This is a genomic window from Novosphingobium sp. BL-A-28-Hi1-0D, assembly GCF_055521755.1.
In genome coordinates, this window is the sequence record NZ_CM145502.1 from 2397283 (window position 1) to 2412417 (window position 15135).

General features: G+C 64.2%; 25 protein-coding genes. 22 read left to right on the forward strand and 3 right to left on the reverse strand.

The genetic code is table 11. The features are described 5' to 3' along the window. Nucleotides 1-11: 11 nt before the first annotated feature. On the reverse strand, nt 12-1040 hold the full coding sequence (gene pspF, locus ACZ1JW_RS11775; protein ID WP_465140684.1) for a phage shock protein operon transcriptional activator: 1029 nt from the start codon (nt 1038-1040) through the stop codon (nt 12-14). 181 nt (nt 1041-1221) lie between these two features. Here pspF and ACZ1JW_RS11780 point away from each other — a divergent pair, with 181 nt between their 5' ends. The 13 genes from ACZ1JW_RS11780 (at nt 1222) to ACZ1JW_RS11840 (ending at nt 6480) form a co-directional block, all read left to right on the forward strand. Then, on the forward strand, nt 1222-1380 hold the full coding sequence (locus tag ACZ1JW_RS11780) for a hypothetical protein (protein WP_465123367.1): 159 nt from the start codon (nt 1222-1224) through the stop codon (nt 1378-1380). Further along, nucleotides 1380-2204, forward strand: a complete 825-nt coding sequence (gene pspA, locus ACZ1JW_RS11785; RefSeq protein ID WP_465142772.1) for a phage shock protein PspA — start codon at nt 1380-1382, stop codon at nt 2202-2204. The genes ACZ1JW_RS11780 and pspA overlap by 1 nt, the downstream gene beginning before the upstream one ends. A gap of 12 nt (nt 2205-2216) precedes the next feature. Beyond that, nucleotides 2217-2513, forward strand: a complete 297-nt coding sequence (gene pspB / locus ACZ1JW_RS11790) for an envelope stress response membrane protein PspB (protein WP_465126390.1) — start codon at nt 2217-2219, stop codon at nt 2511-2513. After that, nucleotides 2510-2890 carry an envelope stress response membrane protein PspC gene (gene pspC, locus ACZ1JW_RS11795; RefSeq protein WP_465123366.1) on the forward strand — a complete coding sequence of 127 codons (381 nt, stop codon included), beginning with the start codon at nt 2510-2512 and terminating at the stop codon, nt 2888-2890. The genes pspB and pspC overlap by 4 nt, the downstream gene beginning before the upstream one ends. Nucleotides 2891-2921: 31 nt before the next feature. Continuing rightward, a complete protein-coding gene (locus ACZ1JW_RS11800; protein WP_465123365.1) occupies nt 2922-3203 on the forward strand; it encodes a hypothetical protein in 282 nt (93 codons plus the stop codon). Further along, nucleotides 3203-3505 carry a hypothetical protein gene (locus tag ACZ1JW_RS11805; RefSeq protein ID WP_465123364.1) on the forward strand — a complete coding sequence of 101 codons (303 nt, stop codon included), beginning with the start codon at nt 3203-3205 and terminating at the stop codon, nt 3503-3505. Before ACZ1JW_RS11800 ends, ACZ1JW_RS11805 begins: the two co-directional genes overlap by 1 nt. Further along, nucleotides 3502-3774, forward strand: coding sequence for a hypothetical protein (locus ACZ1JW_RS11810; protein ID WP_465123363.1), 273 nt, complete (start codon nt 3502-3504; stop codon nt 3772-3774). Before ACZ1JW_RS11805 ends, ACZ1JW_RS11810 begins: the two co-directional genes overlap by 4 nt. Before the next feature lie 11 nt (nt 3775-3785). Continuing rightward, on the forward strand, nt 3786-4031 hold the full coding sequence (locus ACZ1JW_RS11815) for a hypothetical protein (RefSeq protein ID WP_465140685.1): 246 nt from the start codon (nt 3786-3788) through the stop codon (nt 4029-4031). A 34-nt stretch (nt 4032-4065) separates the two neighbouring features. Beyond that, nucleotides 4066-4278: a hypothetical protein gene (locus tag ACZ1JW_RS11820; RefSeq protein WP_465123361.1), complete on the forward strand. Its 213-nt coding sequence runs from the start codon at nt 4066-4068 to the stop codon at nt 4276-4278. Continuing rightward, nucleotides 4275-4451 (forward strand): hypothetical protein, encoded by a 177-nt coding sequence (locus ACZ1JW_RS11825; protein WP_465123360.1) that lies wholly within the window; start codon nt 4275-4277, stop codon nt 4449-4451. The genes ACZ1JW_RS11820 and ACZ1JW_RS11825 overlap by 4 nt, the downstream gene beginning before the upstream one ends. Nucleotides 4452-4635: 184 nt before the next feature. Next, nucleotides 4636-5049: a SufE family protein gene (locus tag ACZ1JW_RS11830; RefSeq protein ID WP_465123359.1), complete on the forward strand. Its 414-nt coding sequence runs from the start codon at nt 4636-4638 to the stop codon at nt 5047-5049. Between the two features lie 16 nt (nt 5050-5065). Further along, a complete protein-coding gene (locus ACZ1JW_RS11835; RefSeq protein ID WP_465140686.1) occupies nt 5066-5416 on the forward strand; it encodes a YbaN family protein in 351 nt (116 codons plus the stop codon). Beyond that, complete coding sequence (locus tag ACZ1JW_RS11840; RefSeq protein WP_465140687.1) at nt 5413-6480, forward strand: acyltransferase family protein; 1068 nt, start codon at nt 5413-5415, stop codon at nt 6478-6480. The genes ACZ1JW_RS11835 and ACZ1JW_RS11840 overlap by 4 nt, the downstream gene beginning before the upstream one ends. On the opposite strand, the gene ACZ1JW_RS11845 is transcribed toward ACZ1JW_RS11840, so the two are convergent. Further along, on the reverse strand, nt 6477-8069 hold the full coding sequence (locus tag ACZ1JW_RS11845; protein ID WP_465140688.1) for a right-handed parallel beta-helix repeat-containing protein: 1593 nt from the start codon (nt 8067-8069) through the stop codon (nt 6477-6479). The genes ACZ1JW_RS11840 and ACZ1JW_RS11845 overlap by 4 nt on opposite strands. Nucleotides 8070-8153: 84 nt before the next feature. Between ACZ1JW_RS11845 and ACZ1JW_RS11850 the strand changes: the two genes are divergently transcribed. Both ACZ1JW_RS11850 and ACZ1JW_RS11855 read left to right on the forward strand, forming a co-directional pair. Further along, nucleotides 8154-8729 (forward strand): hypothetical protein, encoded by a 576-nt coding sequence (locus ACZ1JW_RS11850; RefSeq protein ID WP_465123355.1) that lies wholly within the window; start codon nt 8154-8156, stop codon nt 8727-8729. A gap of 53 nt (nt 8730-8782) precedes the next feature. After that, nucleotides 8783-9172, forward strand: a complete 390-nt coding sequence (locus ACZ1JW_RS11855; RefSeq protein ID WP_465140689.1) for a hypothetical protein — start codon at nt 8783-8785, stop codon at nt 9170-9172. A 4-nt stretch (nt 9173-9176) separates the two neighbouring features. Here ACZ1JW_RS11855 and ACZ1JW_RS11860 read toward each other — a convergent pair whose 3' ends face one another. Beyond that, nucleotides 9177-9692, reverse strand: a complete 516-nt coding sequence (locus ACZ1JW_RS11860; RefSeq protein WP_465123353.1) for a sterol desaturase family protein — start codon at nt 9690-9692, stop codon at nt 9177-9179. 136 nt (nt 9693-9828) lie between these two features. Here ACZ1JW_RS11860 and ACZ1JW_RS11865 point away from each other — a divergent pair, with 136 nt between their 5' ends. The 7 genes from ACZ1JW_RS11865 (at nt 9829) to leuD (ending at nt 15041) form a co-directional block, all read left to right on the forward strand. After that, nucleotides 9829-10209, forward strand: coding sequence for a hypothetical protein (locus ACZ1JW_RS11865; protein WP_465123352.1), 381 nt, complete (start codon nt 9829-9831; stop codon nt 10207-10209). Between the two features lie 97 nt (nt 10210-10306). Continuing rightward, nucleotides 10307-11746, forward strand: coding sequence for a 3-isopropylmalate dehydratase large subunit (gene leuC / locus ACZ1JW_RS11870; protein ID WP_465123351.1), 1440 nt, complete (start codon nt 10307-10309; stop codon nt 11744-11746). Between the two features lie 7 nt (nt 11747-11753). Continuing rightward, nucleotides 11754-12284, forward strand: a complete 531-nt coding sequence (locus ACZ1JW_RS11875; RefSeq protein WP_465140690.1) for a hypothetical protein — start codon at nt 11754-11756, stop codon at nt 12282-12284. A gap of 183 nt (nt 12285-12467) precedes the next feature. Further along, nucleotides 12468-13535 (forward strand): zinc ribbon domain-containing protein, encoded by a 1068-nt coding sequence (locus ACZ1JW_RS11880; RefSeq protein ID WP_465123349.1) that lies wholly within the window; start codon nt 12468-12470, stop codon nt 13533-13535. Next, nucleotides 13532-14029, forward strand: coding sequence for a DNA-deoxyinosine glycosylase (locus ACZ1JW_RS11885; RefSeq protein WP_465123348.1), 498 nt, complete (start codon nt 13532-13534; stop codon nt 14027-14029). Before ACZ1JW_RS11880 ends, ACZ1JW_RS11885 begins: the two co-directional genes overlap by 4 nt. A gap of 59 nt (nt 14030-14088) precedes the next feature. Continuing rightward, nucleotides 14089-14250, forward strand: a complete 162-nt coding sequence (locus tag ACZ1JW_RS11890) for an LPXTG cell wall anchor domain-containing protein (protein ID WP_144906583.1) — start codon at nt 14089-14091, stop codon at nt 14248-14250. Between the two features lie 182 nt (nt 14251-14432). Further along, nucleotides 14433-15041 (forward strand): 3-isopropylmalate dehydratase small subunit, encoded by a 609-nt coding sequence (gene leuD, locus ACZ1JW_RS11895; RefSeq protein WP_465123347.1) that lies wholly within the window; start codon nt 14433-14435, stop codon nt 15039-15041. Nucleotides 15042-15135 lie beyond the last annotated feature (94 nt).

Sequence of the window (15135 nt, forward strand, 5' to 3'; positions counted from 1 at the left end):
ACCCCCGTCACTCAACCCTTATCACTCAGCCCATGCTTCTTCATGCAATGGCGCAACTGGTCGTAGGTCAACCCGAGGGCTTTTGCCGTCTGCCGCTGGTTGAAGCGGTTACGGCCCAGATGGTGTTCGATGATCGCGCGCTCGTGCGCATCCACCGCGGCGCGCAAGTCTGCCACGCTGTCGAGATCGCCTGAGGGGGCTGCCGCACGCACCGGCGCGCTCGCTTCGCTTTCCACCGTCTCCGGACGTGTCGGCGCGACCGGCTTCCACGGGCTCTCGAACGGATCGAATTGCACGTGGCCGATCGGCTTGGTCCAGTCGTCCCAGCGATAGACGGCGCGCTCCACCACGTTGCGCAACTCGCGCACATTGCCGGGCCATAGGTAGTCTTCCATCGCCTTCTGCACCGAAGCCGAAAAGCCCGGCCAGGAATCCCAGTGCAGTTCCGCGGCCATGCGCCGCCCGAAGTAGTCCGCCAGCACCGCAATGTCGCCTTCGCGCACCCGCAGCGGGGGCAGGGTGATCACCTCGAAGCTCAGCCGGTCGAGCAAGTCCGGGCGGAACCGGCCTTGCTCGGCCATCTTCGGCAGGTCCTCGTTCGTCGCTGCAACGATGCGCACGTCCACCCGCACCGGCTTGCTCGATCCGATCCGGGTGACTTCGCCATATTCAACCGCGCGCAGCAGGCGCTCCTGCGCACCCATCGACAGTGTGCCGAGTTCGTCGAGGAACAATGTGCCCTTGTCCGCCTCCTCGAAGCGTCCGGTCCGCGCCCGCGTCGCGCCGGTGAAGGCACCTGCCTCGTGCCCGAACAGTTCGGCCTCGATCAGCGTCTCTGGCAGGGCCGCGCAGTTCATCGTCACCAGCGGCTCGGTCCAGCGCGAGGACAGGCGGTGGAGGCGTTCGGCGATCAATTCCTTGCCGGTCCCGCGCTCCCCGATCACCAGCACCGGGCGACGCATCGGCGCGGCACGGCTCGCGCGCTCGACCGCATCGAGGAACGCGCCTGATTGGCCGATGAACTGAACTTCCCGATCCATGCCGCAAGATTAGCGCATTTTCCCAAGTCTCGGCAAGAATTCCCAACATTAAAGGAAGATAAAGCGCCAGAACTGGCGGATTTCTGCGCCAATCGCAGTTTGGCACACCCCTTGCTCTACCATGAACATCCGGCAGCGAGCCGGGACGAACTGACAAGTAACCCGCCGAAAGGTCACGAAAATGTACACCGCCCGCTTCTTCTCCACCCAGCTCGGCCGCGCCAGCCTTGCCAGCATCGGTGCGATGGTCGTGATGTGCTGCTTCGCCCTGACCCAGCAGGTGAACGCCGTCCCCACCGTCATGGCCTCGAGCGCTGCGATCACCGGTGAGCTGGCATGATGGCTGACGAGCTCACCCCGATCCGCTCCGAACGTCAGGAGGGTGGCCGCACCACCCGCCTTGATGCGGAACTGGATCGCCTTCGCAATTTCAGCAATGGTGGCGGCAATGGCCAATCCCGCCCCCTCTTCACTCCCGGAGTCAACCTGATGGGTATTTTCTCGCGGACTCGCGACATCATTGCCGCCAATTTCAACGACTTGCTTGATAAGGCGGACGATCCTGCCAAGATGATCCGGATGATCATCATGGAGATGGAAGAGACGCTCGTGGAAGTCCGCGCTTCGGCTGCCCGCACCATTGCCGATCAGAAGGAAATGGGCCGCCACGTGTCCAAGCTGGAACGCCTTCAGGCCGATTGGTCGGAAAAGGCCCAGCTCGCCCTGTCGAAGGACCGCGAGGATCTTGCCCGTGCCGCTCTGGTCGAGAAGAAGAAGGCCGCCGATATGGCCGACCAGCTCAAGACCGAGATCACCGTGCTCGACGATGCGATGCGCGCCTACGAGCAGGACATCGAGAAGCTGCAGACCCGCCTGCGCGAAGCCCGCAGCCGCCAGACCGCGATCGCCGCGCGCCTCGAAAGCGCCGAAAACCGCGTCCGCCTGCGGTCCTTGCTCGCCAGCGAGCGCGTGGACGAGGCGATGGCCCGCTTCGACCAGCTCGAACGCCGCGTAGACTACGCCGAAGGCCGCGCCGACGCGCTCAGCCTCGCCGATGGCAACACCAAGCCCAGCCTCGCCGACGAGATCGCCGCGCTCGCCGGGCAGGACAAGATCGACGAGGAACTCGAAGCGATGAAGCGCCAGCTCGGAAAGGAAGCCTGAGCCATGGACGACATGATCCCGGCCATCGCGATCGTTTCGATCTTCGTTGGCCTGCCCTGGTTGATCCTCCACTACATCACCCGGTGGAAGACCGCACCGACGCTGACAACGGGCGACGAGGCGCTGCTGGAAGAACTCTACCAGCTTGCTCGCCGTCTCGATGAACGCATGGACACCGTCGAGCGCCTCGTCGCTGCCGACAATCCCGAATTCAAGCCCGCGCGGATCATGCATGACCGCGAGACCGACAATCAGAAACTGCGCGAACTCGACCGGATGTTCGCCGAACAGGGAAGGACCTCGAAGTGAACAGCCCACGCACCCGCTTCTATCGCGACAAGGTCAACGGCAAGTTCATGGGCGTCTGCGCCGGGGTTGCCGATTACACCGGGGTCGACGTGCTCTGGGTCCGCCTCGGCGTCGCCCTGTCCACGGTCGCCGGCATGGGATGGCTCACCATTCCGGGCTACTTCATCCTCGGCTTCCTTGCCAACAAGAAGCCCGGCCATCTCTACGGGGACCGTCAGGAGCAGAAGTTCTGGCAGGGCGTACGCCAGTCGCCCACCCGCACTGCCCGCGAGATCCGTGCCGAATTCCGCGACATCGACCGCCGCCTGGCCGATGTCGAGAGCTTCTACGTCAATTCCAACCCGCGCCTCTCGGCCGAAATCGAGAAGCTGCGCTGAGAGCACTACCGACCTGAGGGGACTGAATACCATGAACGTAGCTGAACTCGGTGTGATGATCCCAATCATTGCGCTTTGCATTCCGATCGTCGCGATCTGGACCAAGCATCGCACCAAGATCGCCGAGCTGCAGATCAAGGCCACCGCCGAACTCAGCGCCGAAAAGGCCGCGCAATACGCCCAGCACACCCGCGAACTCGAAGAGCGCGTCCGCGTGCTCGAACGTATCGTCACCGACAAGGGCTTCGACACCGCAGCCCAGATCGAGGCGCTCCGTCGTGACAGTGCCGCGCTCGAAGACAGGAGGCAGTAATGAACTGGGGTGGTCCTGAATTCGTCCTCGCCATCATCGCGATTTCCACCGGCGGCTGGGTGATCAACAACTGGATCCGCGCGCGTCACGGCTATGCCCTCGAAGACGAGTGGGGCGGCAAGACCGACCGGGCCGACCAGGACGCCTACGCCAAGCTGCGCGAGGAAAACGCCTTCCTGCGCGACCAGCTGGACAAGACGCACCAGCGGCTCGCCAATGTCGAGGCCATCGTCACCGACAGCGGCTTCGACGTGTCCCGCCAGATCGAGGCGCTGCGTCCGGCCCAGGAGAAGGCGCAATGAACGAGGATGTCGTCCTGACGCTGGTGTTCATGGTCATCGTCCTGCCGATCGTGCTCGGGATCGGTGCGGATATCTACAAGCGCCGTCTCGCCTTCCGGGAGCGCGAACTGGAACTGCTCTCGAAGCAGACGGCTGAAAAGGCCGCCCAGTACGCCGCCCAGGCCGAGCGCCTCGAACAGCGCGTCCGCGTGCTCGAACGCATCGCCACCGAGAACAATTCCGACCTCGCGCTTCAGATCGAGAACCTGCGCGACGTCAAGGTCAACTGAGGACTGCCGCAGTGAGCTTTGGAGCCACCTTGGTCGCTATCGTCGCGATCATCGCCTTTGCCCGGATACGCATGAATCGCGACAACGCCCAACGCGGGTTCCGTGATCAGCCACCGGTCGACCCCGCCTACACCGCCAGCCTCGAACGCGAAGTCGCCGACTTGCGCAAGCGGCTCGAAGTGCTCGAACGCATCGCCACCGACGAAGGCGAAACCCGCCGCCTCTCGCGCGAGATTGAATCCCTTCGCGACCGTTGAACCGCGACAGGCAATGCAACAAGGAGTTGCCGACATGACCTCGGATATCGCCCTTGCTCTCTCCGGCCTCACCGGCCTCGCCATGGTCGCCCTCGCTGCCCTGCGCGGCTGGGACGGCTGGCTCGCCCTCAAGCGCATGGAACTCGAACGCATGGAAACGGGTGACGCAGGAAGCCTCATCGAACTTGCCGACATGCGTGAACGCCTGCGCAAGCTCGAAGCCATCGCTGCAGGAGTGGACCTGTGAGCCGCCACACCGAAGGGGCCGCCAAGGCAGGCATCGGCCTCGGCTCGGCCATCGCCGTCTCCATTTCGTGGAGCCTGCACAAGTCGATCATCTGGGCCCTCGTCCACGGCGTCCTCTCATGGATCTACGTGATCTGGTACGCCCTGACGCGCCCCGGTGGCCTTTCGGGTTAGCTTCCAACCATTCCACCACAACCGTCACCCCGGCGCAGGCCGGGGCCCATGACCTCACGGTCAGGCAAAACATCAACGCAATGGATCGCTTCTTCCGCCGGGATGACGCCGAAGGAGGGAGCGCCTTGATGCTATGCCCACACAGGCCATGGACGCCACCCCAACCGCTCGCTAATGCCGCTCCATGCGCAGCCTTGAAGACATCCTCGAAGAGTACGAATTCCTCGACGGCGACGAACGCTACCGTCTCCTGATCGAACTCGGTCGCGAGCTTGAAGACATGCCCGATGCCCTGAAGACCGATGCCACGCTGGTGCGCGGATGCTCGGCCAGCGTCTGGGTCTATCCCACGCAAGGCGAGGGCGGAAAGCTCCACTTCCTCGCTGACAGCAATGCCGCGATCACCAAGGGCATCGTGGCGCTGGTCCTCGCCGCCGTGCAGGACAGGCCCGCCGCGCAAGTGGCCGGAACCGACATCGCCGAGGAACTTGCTCCGTTCGACCTGAAGAAGCAGCTGTCCTCGAACCGCACCCAAGGCGTCCCCAACATGATCGCGCTGGTGCGAGAGCACGCCGCGCGCATCGCCGCCACGGCCTGACGGCGGGGCAGGGGACTTGCGCCGCCACCTCTACCTCGCAGGTGGCGTCACTTGCGTTGCCTTGGGCGCGATCGGCGCATTCCTGCCGATCCTGCCCACGGTCCCCTTCCTGCTCCTCGCCACCTTCTGCTTCGCCCGCTCCAACCCCGCGTGGGAGCGGCGCCTGCTTGATCACCCCCGCTATGGCCCGCCCTTGCGCCAGTGGCAGACCCGTCGCGCCATCTCGCGCAAGGCCAAGCAAGGCGCACTGATCGCAATGGGTGCAGGCGTTATTCTCACTGCGGTGACGGCAGGCTGGCCGTGGGTGCTGATCCCGGTCGCCGTCATGGGCGTCACCGGCACCTGGATATGGACCCGCGCGGAATGAATGCACCAGTGGCACAAGGACGGATCGTCAGCGTGCAGATGCTGCGCCTGATCGCCGCCAGCCTGGTGCTCCTGCTTCATGCCGAACTCATGGGCTATCATACCGGCCGCTTTCTCGGCGTGCAGCTTTCCCGGCCAGAATGGCTGACCAAGGGCGCCTTCGGGGTCGACCTGTTCTTCGTCATCTCCGGCTTCATCATGGTCCATTCCTCGCAAGGGCTGCACGGCAAGCCGGGTGCGCGCCAGACCTTCCTGTTGCGCCGACTGCTTCGGATCGTGCCACTGTACTGGGCGGGCACTCTTGCCATGCTGGCGTGGCTCACAAAATACGGCCCTGTGCCGGACTCGCGCGGACTGCTCGCGTCGCTGCTGTTCGTCCCCTACGTCTCCGATACCGCCGCCCACCGCATCGCCCCGCTGCTCGAGGTCGGCTGGACGCTCAACTTCGAGATGCTGTTCTACCTGAGCTTTGCCGCCGCGATGGCCGCCAACGTGCGCGGCACGACCCTGCGTCTGGGCCTCGCGCTTGCGGCTCTGGTCGCCATCGGCAGCGCGGTCGTCCTGCCCATGCCGCTGTGGTACTGGACGCGGCCGATCCTGCTCGAATTCGCAGGCGGCATGGTGCTGGGCCTCCTCTACCTGCGCGGTGTGACGCTTTCGCCGCTCGCTCGCGTTGCCATGCTCGCAATTGCCGTTGCACTGGTGGCCTATGGCGAGATCGACACTGGCCCGCGCATGACCGGCTGGGGGCGTACCCTGACATGGGGCATCGCCGGAGCCCTCATGCTCGCCGCCACCGTCCTCGGCCCGCTAAAGCTCAGGCACGCCGCCCTGTGGAACCGCGGCGGCGACATTTCCTACGCGCTCTACCTCGTCCACATTCCGCTGATGCTCGCCGTGCAGATGCTCTGGCGCCATTTTCGCTGGCCCTATGGTCCCGGCCTCGAAATCGGTTTCATCGTTCTGGTCTGCACCATTTCAATCACGGTCGCGCACCTGGCGCACCGCTTGTTCGAGCGACCAGTCACCCGCTGGCTCCAGAGCCATCTGACGCTTGCGGCTTAGGTACGGGGGCAGAGCGCGTGCAGTCTGGCCCGTGCTTGCTCGACTGACAGGAACCCAGGTGGCGCAGCTTCGTCAGCCGTGGTAAAGCGCGGGTCATGGGAGAGATCGGGGCCGGGCCTTATCCATGCATTGCCGGTCAGCGTCACGCCGGTGATCGGCTCGCCGACGATTGACCGGAATTCTCGAGCATTCGCCCCCATCCTGAAGGAGTCGATCACGCGGTCGGGGGGTACGTCACTGCCATGAATGGCGTTGATATAGGCGAAAGCTTCATTGTTGCTGATCACGTTCCCCGTCGGTTGCCGGCCTTCCAAAGATCGGAACGCGCCGATCCACGCGGGATATTCGTTTCGCCAACCCAGCACCACGTTCCTGTCGATCTTCGCATTGTCGAGGCCATACATGGCAATGCCATGATAGATCGACGGTCTGACGAAGTTGCACGAGACCGTCACATCCCTCCACCTTCCGATGAAGATATTGATGCCTTGCAGGTTTTTGGAATGTCGGCTGACCGTATCGGAAAGGCAGATGTTCCCGGTAATCGTGACGCGCGAATACGAGGGATTTGCAGCGCTCGTCTGGCCCTGCATGCAATCGGGATGCAGGGAATCACCCGTCGGCCAATGATCTGCAATGACGTTGTCGGCGATGAGGATATCATTGCCTGAAAAGTCCACGCCATCGACCGAAAATCCGCGAATATCGTTGCGTGCCACCGTCACCCGGTCCGACTGGTAGATGACGAAGCCGAAGCGCACGTCGCGGATTTTGCTGTCCTCGAAGCTGATGCAGTCGCCCGCCAGCAGCGCCCCGCTATCGCCTTGCCTCGCCCAGTCGGCGGGAGACGAATTCGCGATGCTACCCGGCCCATCCAGCGTCATCCCGGCGAAGCGGATGTCGCGCGATATCTTCACGTCGGGGCGGGGGCGCGTGGTAACCAGAAAACCCTGTGCTTCGGAACGTGCAGGCGCCACCACCAGATTGCGGAATGTGAAGTTCCGGGCATCGGCCACCGAAATGCCATCGACTTGCGCTTTTGCGCCTGGCGCGGCTGTAATGGTGATAGGCTGATCGTTGGCAAGGCTCGCGATCGCAATGCGTCCGTGGTTTCCAGTCCTCAGCATGATCGTGTCGCCACCATGGACCACGGCGCGCCCGTTCAGGCGCAACGGAATGTCGCGCCAGCTGCCTTTTGCCTTGGCGACCAGCTTTTGCGCCAGTGTTGCATCGCGGATGTGGTCGCCCACAAGGCCGTCGCCGAGGACCTTCGATAGACTGCGCCAGGGCCGCTGGAATGAGCCATCTCCATCATCCCGACCCGCTACGGGATCGACGAAGAACGTCCTGCCTTTGGCACCGGGTGATGCGGTGAAGCATTGCCTCGGTCGAAGCTCAGAGGCCGAGCTTGCTGTCCCTGCTGTGAAGCCGACCCCGGCCAGCATGATCAGGCCGACCAAGGCCGAGAGCAGCGCCAGCCGCTTGCGCGCGCGGTTTCCCAATGCGTTACCCCATATACTGAAAGATATATTACCGAGATAACTAAAGGAATGACTCCGCAAGTCGAAGCGAAAATTCGCCTGCGGCATGCTTATCGACCAGGATTGATATGTTCTTATTTTGTTCCAAATCCGATATGAACCACCTGGACTCGAAGAAATTGGATTCGCACGATGATTTCGCTCACCGTGGGCCCGGCAGGCTCCGGCACTGACTGGCTAGGCTGGACCGCTTCGGTCCTCGGCGCGCTCGCATGGCCGCTGGCTGCGCTGACGATAGCCCTGATCTTCCGCCGCCCTCTGTTGACCCTGCTGGCGCGGCTCGACGAATTGAGTTGGGGCGACAAGTCGGCCCGCTTCGCGCAGCGGCTCGATCGCCTCGAATCCGAAGCGCCGCCGCTGCCGCCGGAGCCCGAAACGGGTCCGGAACTCGCGCTTTCTGGCGATCACGGTCGCTTCCTGCAGTTGCTGGATCTATCGCCCAACGCCGCCGTGCTTGACGCTTGGTCGCGCGTTGAAGATGCGCTCACCGCGCTTGCCCACGATCACCAGATCGCAAGTCCCGATGCCGCCGAAGCCAGCCGGGCGCTTGGCAGGCGCGGCATATTGCCGGCCCGGACGCTCGGCATGATCGGCGAGATGCGCGCACTACGTAACGCCGCCGCCCACAACCAGCCCATCTCCGTCTCCGACGCCCTGCGCTTCCGCAATCTGGCCAAAGGCGTACTGAACGAGATCAGGCTGGCCTGAATTGTAAGAAGAAAGACTTGTCGGATCTTCGGGCTGTCGTATTCAGCCAGTATATGGAGCTTGTCTTCGAATTCATCTTCCAGATCTTCGGCGAGATATTGCTGCAGGTGCTGTTCGAGCTGCTTGCGGAGCTTGGCTTGCGCGCATTGGCTGATCCACTCCGAAAGCCCCGCACTCCGGCGTTCTCGATCGTTGGATATACTTTATGGGGCTTGATTGCGGGTGGGATCAGCCTGTTTCTGTTTCCTGCTTCGGCCATCCGGAACCCTGCGTTGCGCGCAATCAACCTTGCGGTCACGCCTCTCGCCATCGGTGCATTCATGGCTCTGATTGGCAGGGCTCGAAACAAGCGGGGTCAGATGCTCGTCCGGCTCGACAGCTTCGGTTACGCTTACCTGTTCGCGTTCTCGATGGCGCTCGTACGCTTCATCTGGGCGAGCTGAGCGCTCAATCCACCGCTTCCCGCAGCACCGCAATCCCCTGCTCGCGTTGCGCCCGCAACTCCCGCTTCAGCGCCAACGGATCGCGCGCGATGATGAAGCCGAAGCTCACCCCGCCCTCCTTGCCGATGGTTGCATGGTGCAGCTTGTGCGCCTGCACCAGCCGCTTGGCATAGCCGCGCTTCGGCACCCAGCGGAACCAGCGCTGATGGACAAGCCCATCGTGCACCAGCGTATAGATCGCCCCGTAAGCCATCACGCCAAGCCCGATGAATGTTGCCGGCCACCACGCCTCGGCCCCCATGACCAGCGGACTGCCCAACATGAAGAAGCTGATCGAGATCGCCGCGCCCACCACCGCATAAAGGTCGTTCTTCTCGAAGAACCCCTCATGCGGCTCGTGATGATCGCGGTGCCAGCCCCAGCCGAAGCCGTGCATCACGTACTTGTGGCTGGACCACGCAACGAATTCCATGACCAGCACGGTGGCAACGATGATCAGGATGGCAACAAGCGTCTGCATGGCCGTGCCATACAACGCGCAAAGCCTCCCCGCGACACATTCTTACACTTTGCCCGAAAGTCGCGACGCCTCGTTTGTCTGCCGTTCAGCCGCGCAAGACCACTATGTCCTCACAGACCAATGAGGAGCTTATCCCATGCGCAAGACCATTCTCGCAGCCGTTCTCGGAACCCTCGTCGCGGGCGTAGCCACCCCGGCGCTCGCTCACGACAATGACCGCTACCCCGGCGGCAACCGCGCCGAAGCTGCCTACATGACGCCGGGCCGCAACGCCGATGTCCGCCGCGACATCTGGCAGCTCGACAACCGCATCGACCGCGCCCAGCGCAACCGCGCCATCTCCCCGCGCGAAGCCCAGGGCCTGCGCCGCGACGCGCGCGACCTCAAGGCAACCTACAATCGCTACGCCGACCGTGGCCTGTCGTCGGGCGAATATCGCACGCTCGAACGCCGTGTCGCCAACATCACCCAGCGCCTGCGCGCCGAGAAGTGGGATCGCGACGGACGTCGTGGCTGAAAGTAAGCGCAGGGCGTAACAAAATTGCGCTTTGTGGCACCAAGGCCCGCCCTTTCCTGCTTGAATTGCGGGAAGGGCGGGCCTAACCGCTGTGCCCATGTCGAACTCTGCAGCACCCCGCACACTCTACCAGAAGATCTGGGACGCCCACGTCGTCGAACAGCGCGACGATGGCACCGCGCTCATCTATATCGACCGTCACCTCGTCCACGAAGTGACCAGCCCGCAGGCCTTCGAAGCCTTGCGCGCAGCCGGTCGCAAGGTGCGCCGCCCCGATCTCACGCTCGCCGTGCCGGACCACAACCTGCCCACGACCGCGCGCCGCACGGCTGACGGAAAGCGCGTTCCCATTGCCGATCCGGAGTCGGCGCAGCAGCTCGAAGCGCTGGAGCGCAACGCCCCCGCCTTCGGCATCCGCTACATCGGCGATGCCGACGCAGAGCAGGGCATCGTGCACGTCGTCGGACCGGAGCAGGGCTTCTCGCTGCCCGGCGCGACCATCGTCTGCGGTGACAGCCACACTGCCTGCCACGGCGGCCTCGGTGCCCTCGCTTTCGGCATAGGCACCAGCGAGGTCGAGCATGTGCTCGCCACGCAGACCCTGCTGCTCAAGCAGTCCAAGTCGATGGAAGTGCGCGTCGAAGGCACGCTGATGCCCGGTGTCACCGCCAAGGACGTCGTCCTGCACATCACCGGCGTATTGGGCGCGGCGGGCGGCACCGGCTCGGTCATCGAATACACCGGGCAGGTCATCCGCGACCTGTCCATCGAAGGCCGCCTGACCATCTCCAACATGGCCATCGAGCACGGCGCCCGCGCCGGGCTGTGCGCCCCCGATGAAAAGACTTTCGCCTACCTCAAGGGCCGCCCCTACGCGCCCAAGGGCGAGGACTGGGACAAGGCCGTGGCCTGGTGGAAGAGCCTCGCCACCGATCCGGGCGCAACCTACGACAAGGTCGTGGTGATCGATGCCAAGGACATCGCACCTTCGGTCACCTGGGGCACCAGCCCCGAAGACGTCCTGCCGATCTGCGGCCTCGTCCCCGCGCCCGAAAGCTTCGCCGATCCGTCCAAGCAGGAAGCCGCCAAGGCCAGCCTCGCCTACATGGGGCTGACCCCCGGCCAGCGCATGGAAGACGTCGAGGTCCAGAACATCTTCATCGGCTCGTGCACCAACAGCCGCATCGAAGACATGCGCGCCGCCGCCGCCGTGCTCAAGGGCCGCAAGAAGGCCGACAACGTCAAGTGGGCGATCGTCGTTCCCGGCTCAGGCCTCGTCAAGAAGCAGGCAGAGGACGAAGGGCTCGACAAGATCTTCACCGAAGCCGGCTTCGAATGGCGCGAGCCCGGCTGTTCGGCCTGCCTCGGCATGAACCCCGACAAGGTGCCCGCGGGCGAACGTTGCGCTTCCACCTCGAACCGCAACTTCGTCGGACGGCAAGGCCCCGGTGCGCGCACCCACCTCGTCAGCCCGGCCATGGCAGCCGCCGCCGCCGTCACCGGCCGCTTGACTGACGTGCGCAAGCTGATCGGCTGACGCAGCCGTGGCAGGCCTTCCGACAGCCGCGCTCCAGCTCGCCGGGTTTCTCATGGCCCATGCGTTCTGGACCGCGTCGGACCTGCCGCCCGGCGGCCACTACCAGCCGCAATCGCTGTGCATGCGCGCTGACGGCAACCGCCAGCTCCAGACATTTGAGGGCGCAACCCCGAAGGATCAGGACGACGCTGCCCGTGCCTTCATCACCGGCGGCGGGGCGCAATGGCCCGATTGCGCCATCGCCCGCCAGGTCAAGGTCGGCACGCCCACCGGCGATGTCGACGCGCTGGTGATCGACGTCGTCCAGTACGGGGGCAGCGTGATGACTGTGGTGCAAGCCTTCCGCCCCGGCCCCCAGGCCTTCCGCCTGTTGGGTGACGAGCTCATGCTCGGCGACAACGGCCCGCTTCCCCCGCTCCCCGCCGCCCAGGCCGCCGCCGCCATGCGCGAAGGCGCGCTCGACCACCCCGGACTCGGCGACAAATGGGAACAATGGGAAACCAACCGCGACCCGGTCAGCCCGCTGGTTCAGAAGTAAGACTGGCCCACTTCCCCAACCCCGCTCATGCTGAGCTTGTCGAAGCATGGCACGCAACCGTGGTTCCGGCACCCTTCGACAGGCTCAGGATGAGCAGAGCGTGGGGACGAAGCGTCCTGCCCCCGATTTACAACGCCCCGCCCGAAGCTTAGCCTCCCCACCCAAACCAAGGAGGGGTGAGCCATGGACATGATCAAGGGCGTGCGCGTGCCCGAACGCGTCTATCGCGGCGTGCTCTGGCTCGTATCCATTGTGTTCGCCGGCTTCATCATCGGCCTCGGCAATCTCGTGATTGGCGATCTGCCGATGGTCGAGGAGCAAGTCTATACCGCCCCTGCCGACGACACCCCCGCGATCCGCGCTGTCCGTGAAGAAATCCGCAAGATCGCCGACAGCAGGACCGCCATCGACGACAAGCTGGAAATCCAGCGGCTCCAGCTTGAACAGGCGCAGCGCCAGTCAGGCACCGCTAATGAAACCTTCAAGGCCTGGATTGCCGCGCGCACCGCTACCACCAACCCCCAGCAGGACCCCGAAGTCCTCGCCCGCACGCGCGAACTCGAACAGCTCAAGGCCAACGAACGCGCGATCCAGCAGGCCATCGCCGCCCTCGAGAACCAGCGCGCCCCGCTCGACCAGCGCGAGAACGCTTTGCGCGGTGAAGAGAACCGCCTGATCACCGACGCCATCCCCGCGCAGGAACGGGCGATGTTCTGGCAGGAACTGCGAGTCTTCGCCTTGCGCTTGGCCATCACCCTGCCGATGCTCGTGGCCGCCACGTGGATGGTGGTGAAGAAGCGCAAGAGCGATCACTGGCCGCTGATGCGCGGCTTCGTGCTGGCTGCCGTGTTCGTGTTCTTCGTCGAACTCGTGCCCTACCTCCCCAGCTACGGCGGCTACATCCGCTACATCGTCGGCATAGTCCTTACCTTTGCCGCCGGGCACTTCCTGATCAAGAACATGCGTGCCTATCTCGCGCATCGGCAGGAGGTCGAAGCCCAGGCCGAACAGGACCGCCGCGCCCGCGTCAGCCATGACGAGGCGTTCAAGAAGATGGCCGCCAAGGTCTGCCCCGGCTGCGACCGACCGATCTCGACCACGGGCGAGGCCGAAGCCAACTTCTGCGTCCACTGCGGCATGACCCTGTTCGACCACTGCCACAGCTGCAACACCCGCAAGATGGCCTTCTTCCGCTTCTGCATGACCTGCGGCACGCCTGCCAAGGACGAGGCGGCTCCGTTGCCGACATGACGACCCGCAAGGCTTCCTTCGCCCCCGTCACCGACGAGCGCACGCAAGTCCTCATCCTCGGCAGTCTGCCCGGCGAAGCGAGCCTTGCCGCCGCGCGTTACTATGCCAACCCGCGCAACCAGTTCTGGCGTCTGGTCAGCGCAGTGATCGCCGAGGACCTCGAAGCGAAGGCATACGACCAGCGCCTCGAAACGCTGCTCGCCCACGGCATCGGCCTGTGGGATTCGATCGGCTCGGCCACCCGGCGCGGCAGTCTCGATACCGCCATTCGCGAGATCGCGCCCAACCCGCTCGCCACGCTCGCAGCCTCGCTTCCCGCCCTGCGCTGCATAGCCTTCAACGGCGCGAAATCGGCGAGCGTCGGCGCGCCGCAACTGGCCGGGGCAGGGGAGTTCACCCTGCTGCGCCTGCCCTCCAGCAGCCCCGCCCACGCCGCGCTGACCTTCGAGGCCAAGCTGGCGCAATGGACGAACTTGCGGAAATTCCTCGCCTGATCCTTGCAATCGTCGCGCGACCGGCCAATCTTGGTCTCCAGATTCAAGGAGTTTCAAGCGTGACCAAGAAGACGGACTGGACCGGCAAGGCAGCCATGGCGGGCGCGGCAATCGGCTCGGCAGCACTGGCCGCCGCCCTCCTCTACGCCTCGCGCCGCAAGGAACGCGCCGAAAAGACCGAACCCAAGGCCCCCCCGGTCGACACACCCGAGACGGACTGAGTTCGCGGGCTTAATGGGCCCCGGCCTCCGCCGGGGCGACGAAAATGAGAGAGCATCTCTCCTGCCCCCGTCATCCCGGCGAAGGCCGGGATCCATAACCTCGCCGTCACGCAACTATCTTGCGCCAAAAGCCTCCACAAAACGGGCATTGCATCACCAAACCCGCAAGCTATAGCGACGCCATGGAACCGGTGAAGCAGATCGAAGGACGGGCCATCCCGTTCGGCCGCAAGAACGTCGATACCGACGTGATCATCCCCGCCAAGTGGCTCAAGACGATCACGCGTCAAGGCCTCGGCAAAGGCGCGTTCGAAGCCCTGCGCGCCGATCCCGACAACATCTTCGACAGCGCCGAATTCTCCGGCTCGCCCATCCTCATCGCGGGCGACAACTTCGGCTGTGGCTCGAGCCGCGAACACGCCGCCTGGGCGCTGGGCGACTTGGGCATCAAGGCCGTAATCGCCCCGTCGTTTTCCGACATCTTTTCCGGCAACGCCTTCAAGAACGGCATTCTCACCGTCGTCCTGCCGCAGGAAGCGATCGACCGCCTGATGGAAGTCGCGCAGACCGATCCCGTCTCGATCGACCTTGAAACACAGACCGTCACAACCCCGTTTCAGGACCGCTTCACTTTCGAGATCGACGCCTTCCGCAAGCATTGTCTGCTGAACGGCCTCGACGAAGTGGGCCTGACCATGGCCCGCGGCGATGCCATCTCCACCCATGAGGCGAAGATGCGCGACAGCCTGCCCTTCCTTGCCCGTGGCACGGATGCCGTAGCGGCAGCTTAATTGCGCGTTTAACGGGGCTTCCCAAGCCCGCCAAAACTTGCTTCCCTATCGCCCAAGCGGATTGATTCCGCACAGGCTTTAGGGAGAATGATCG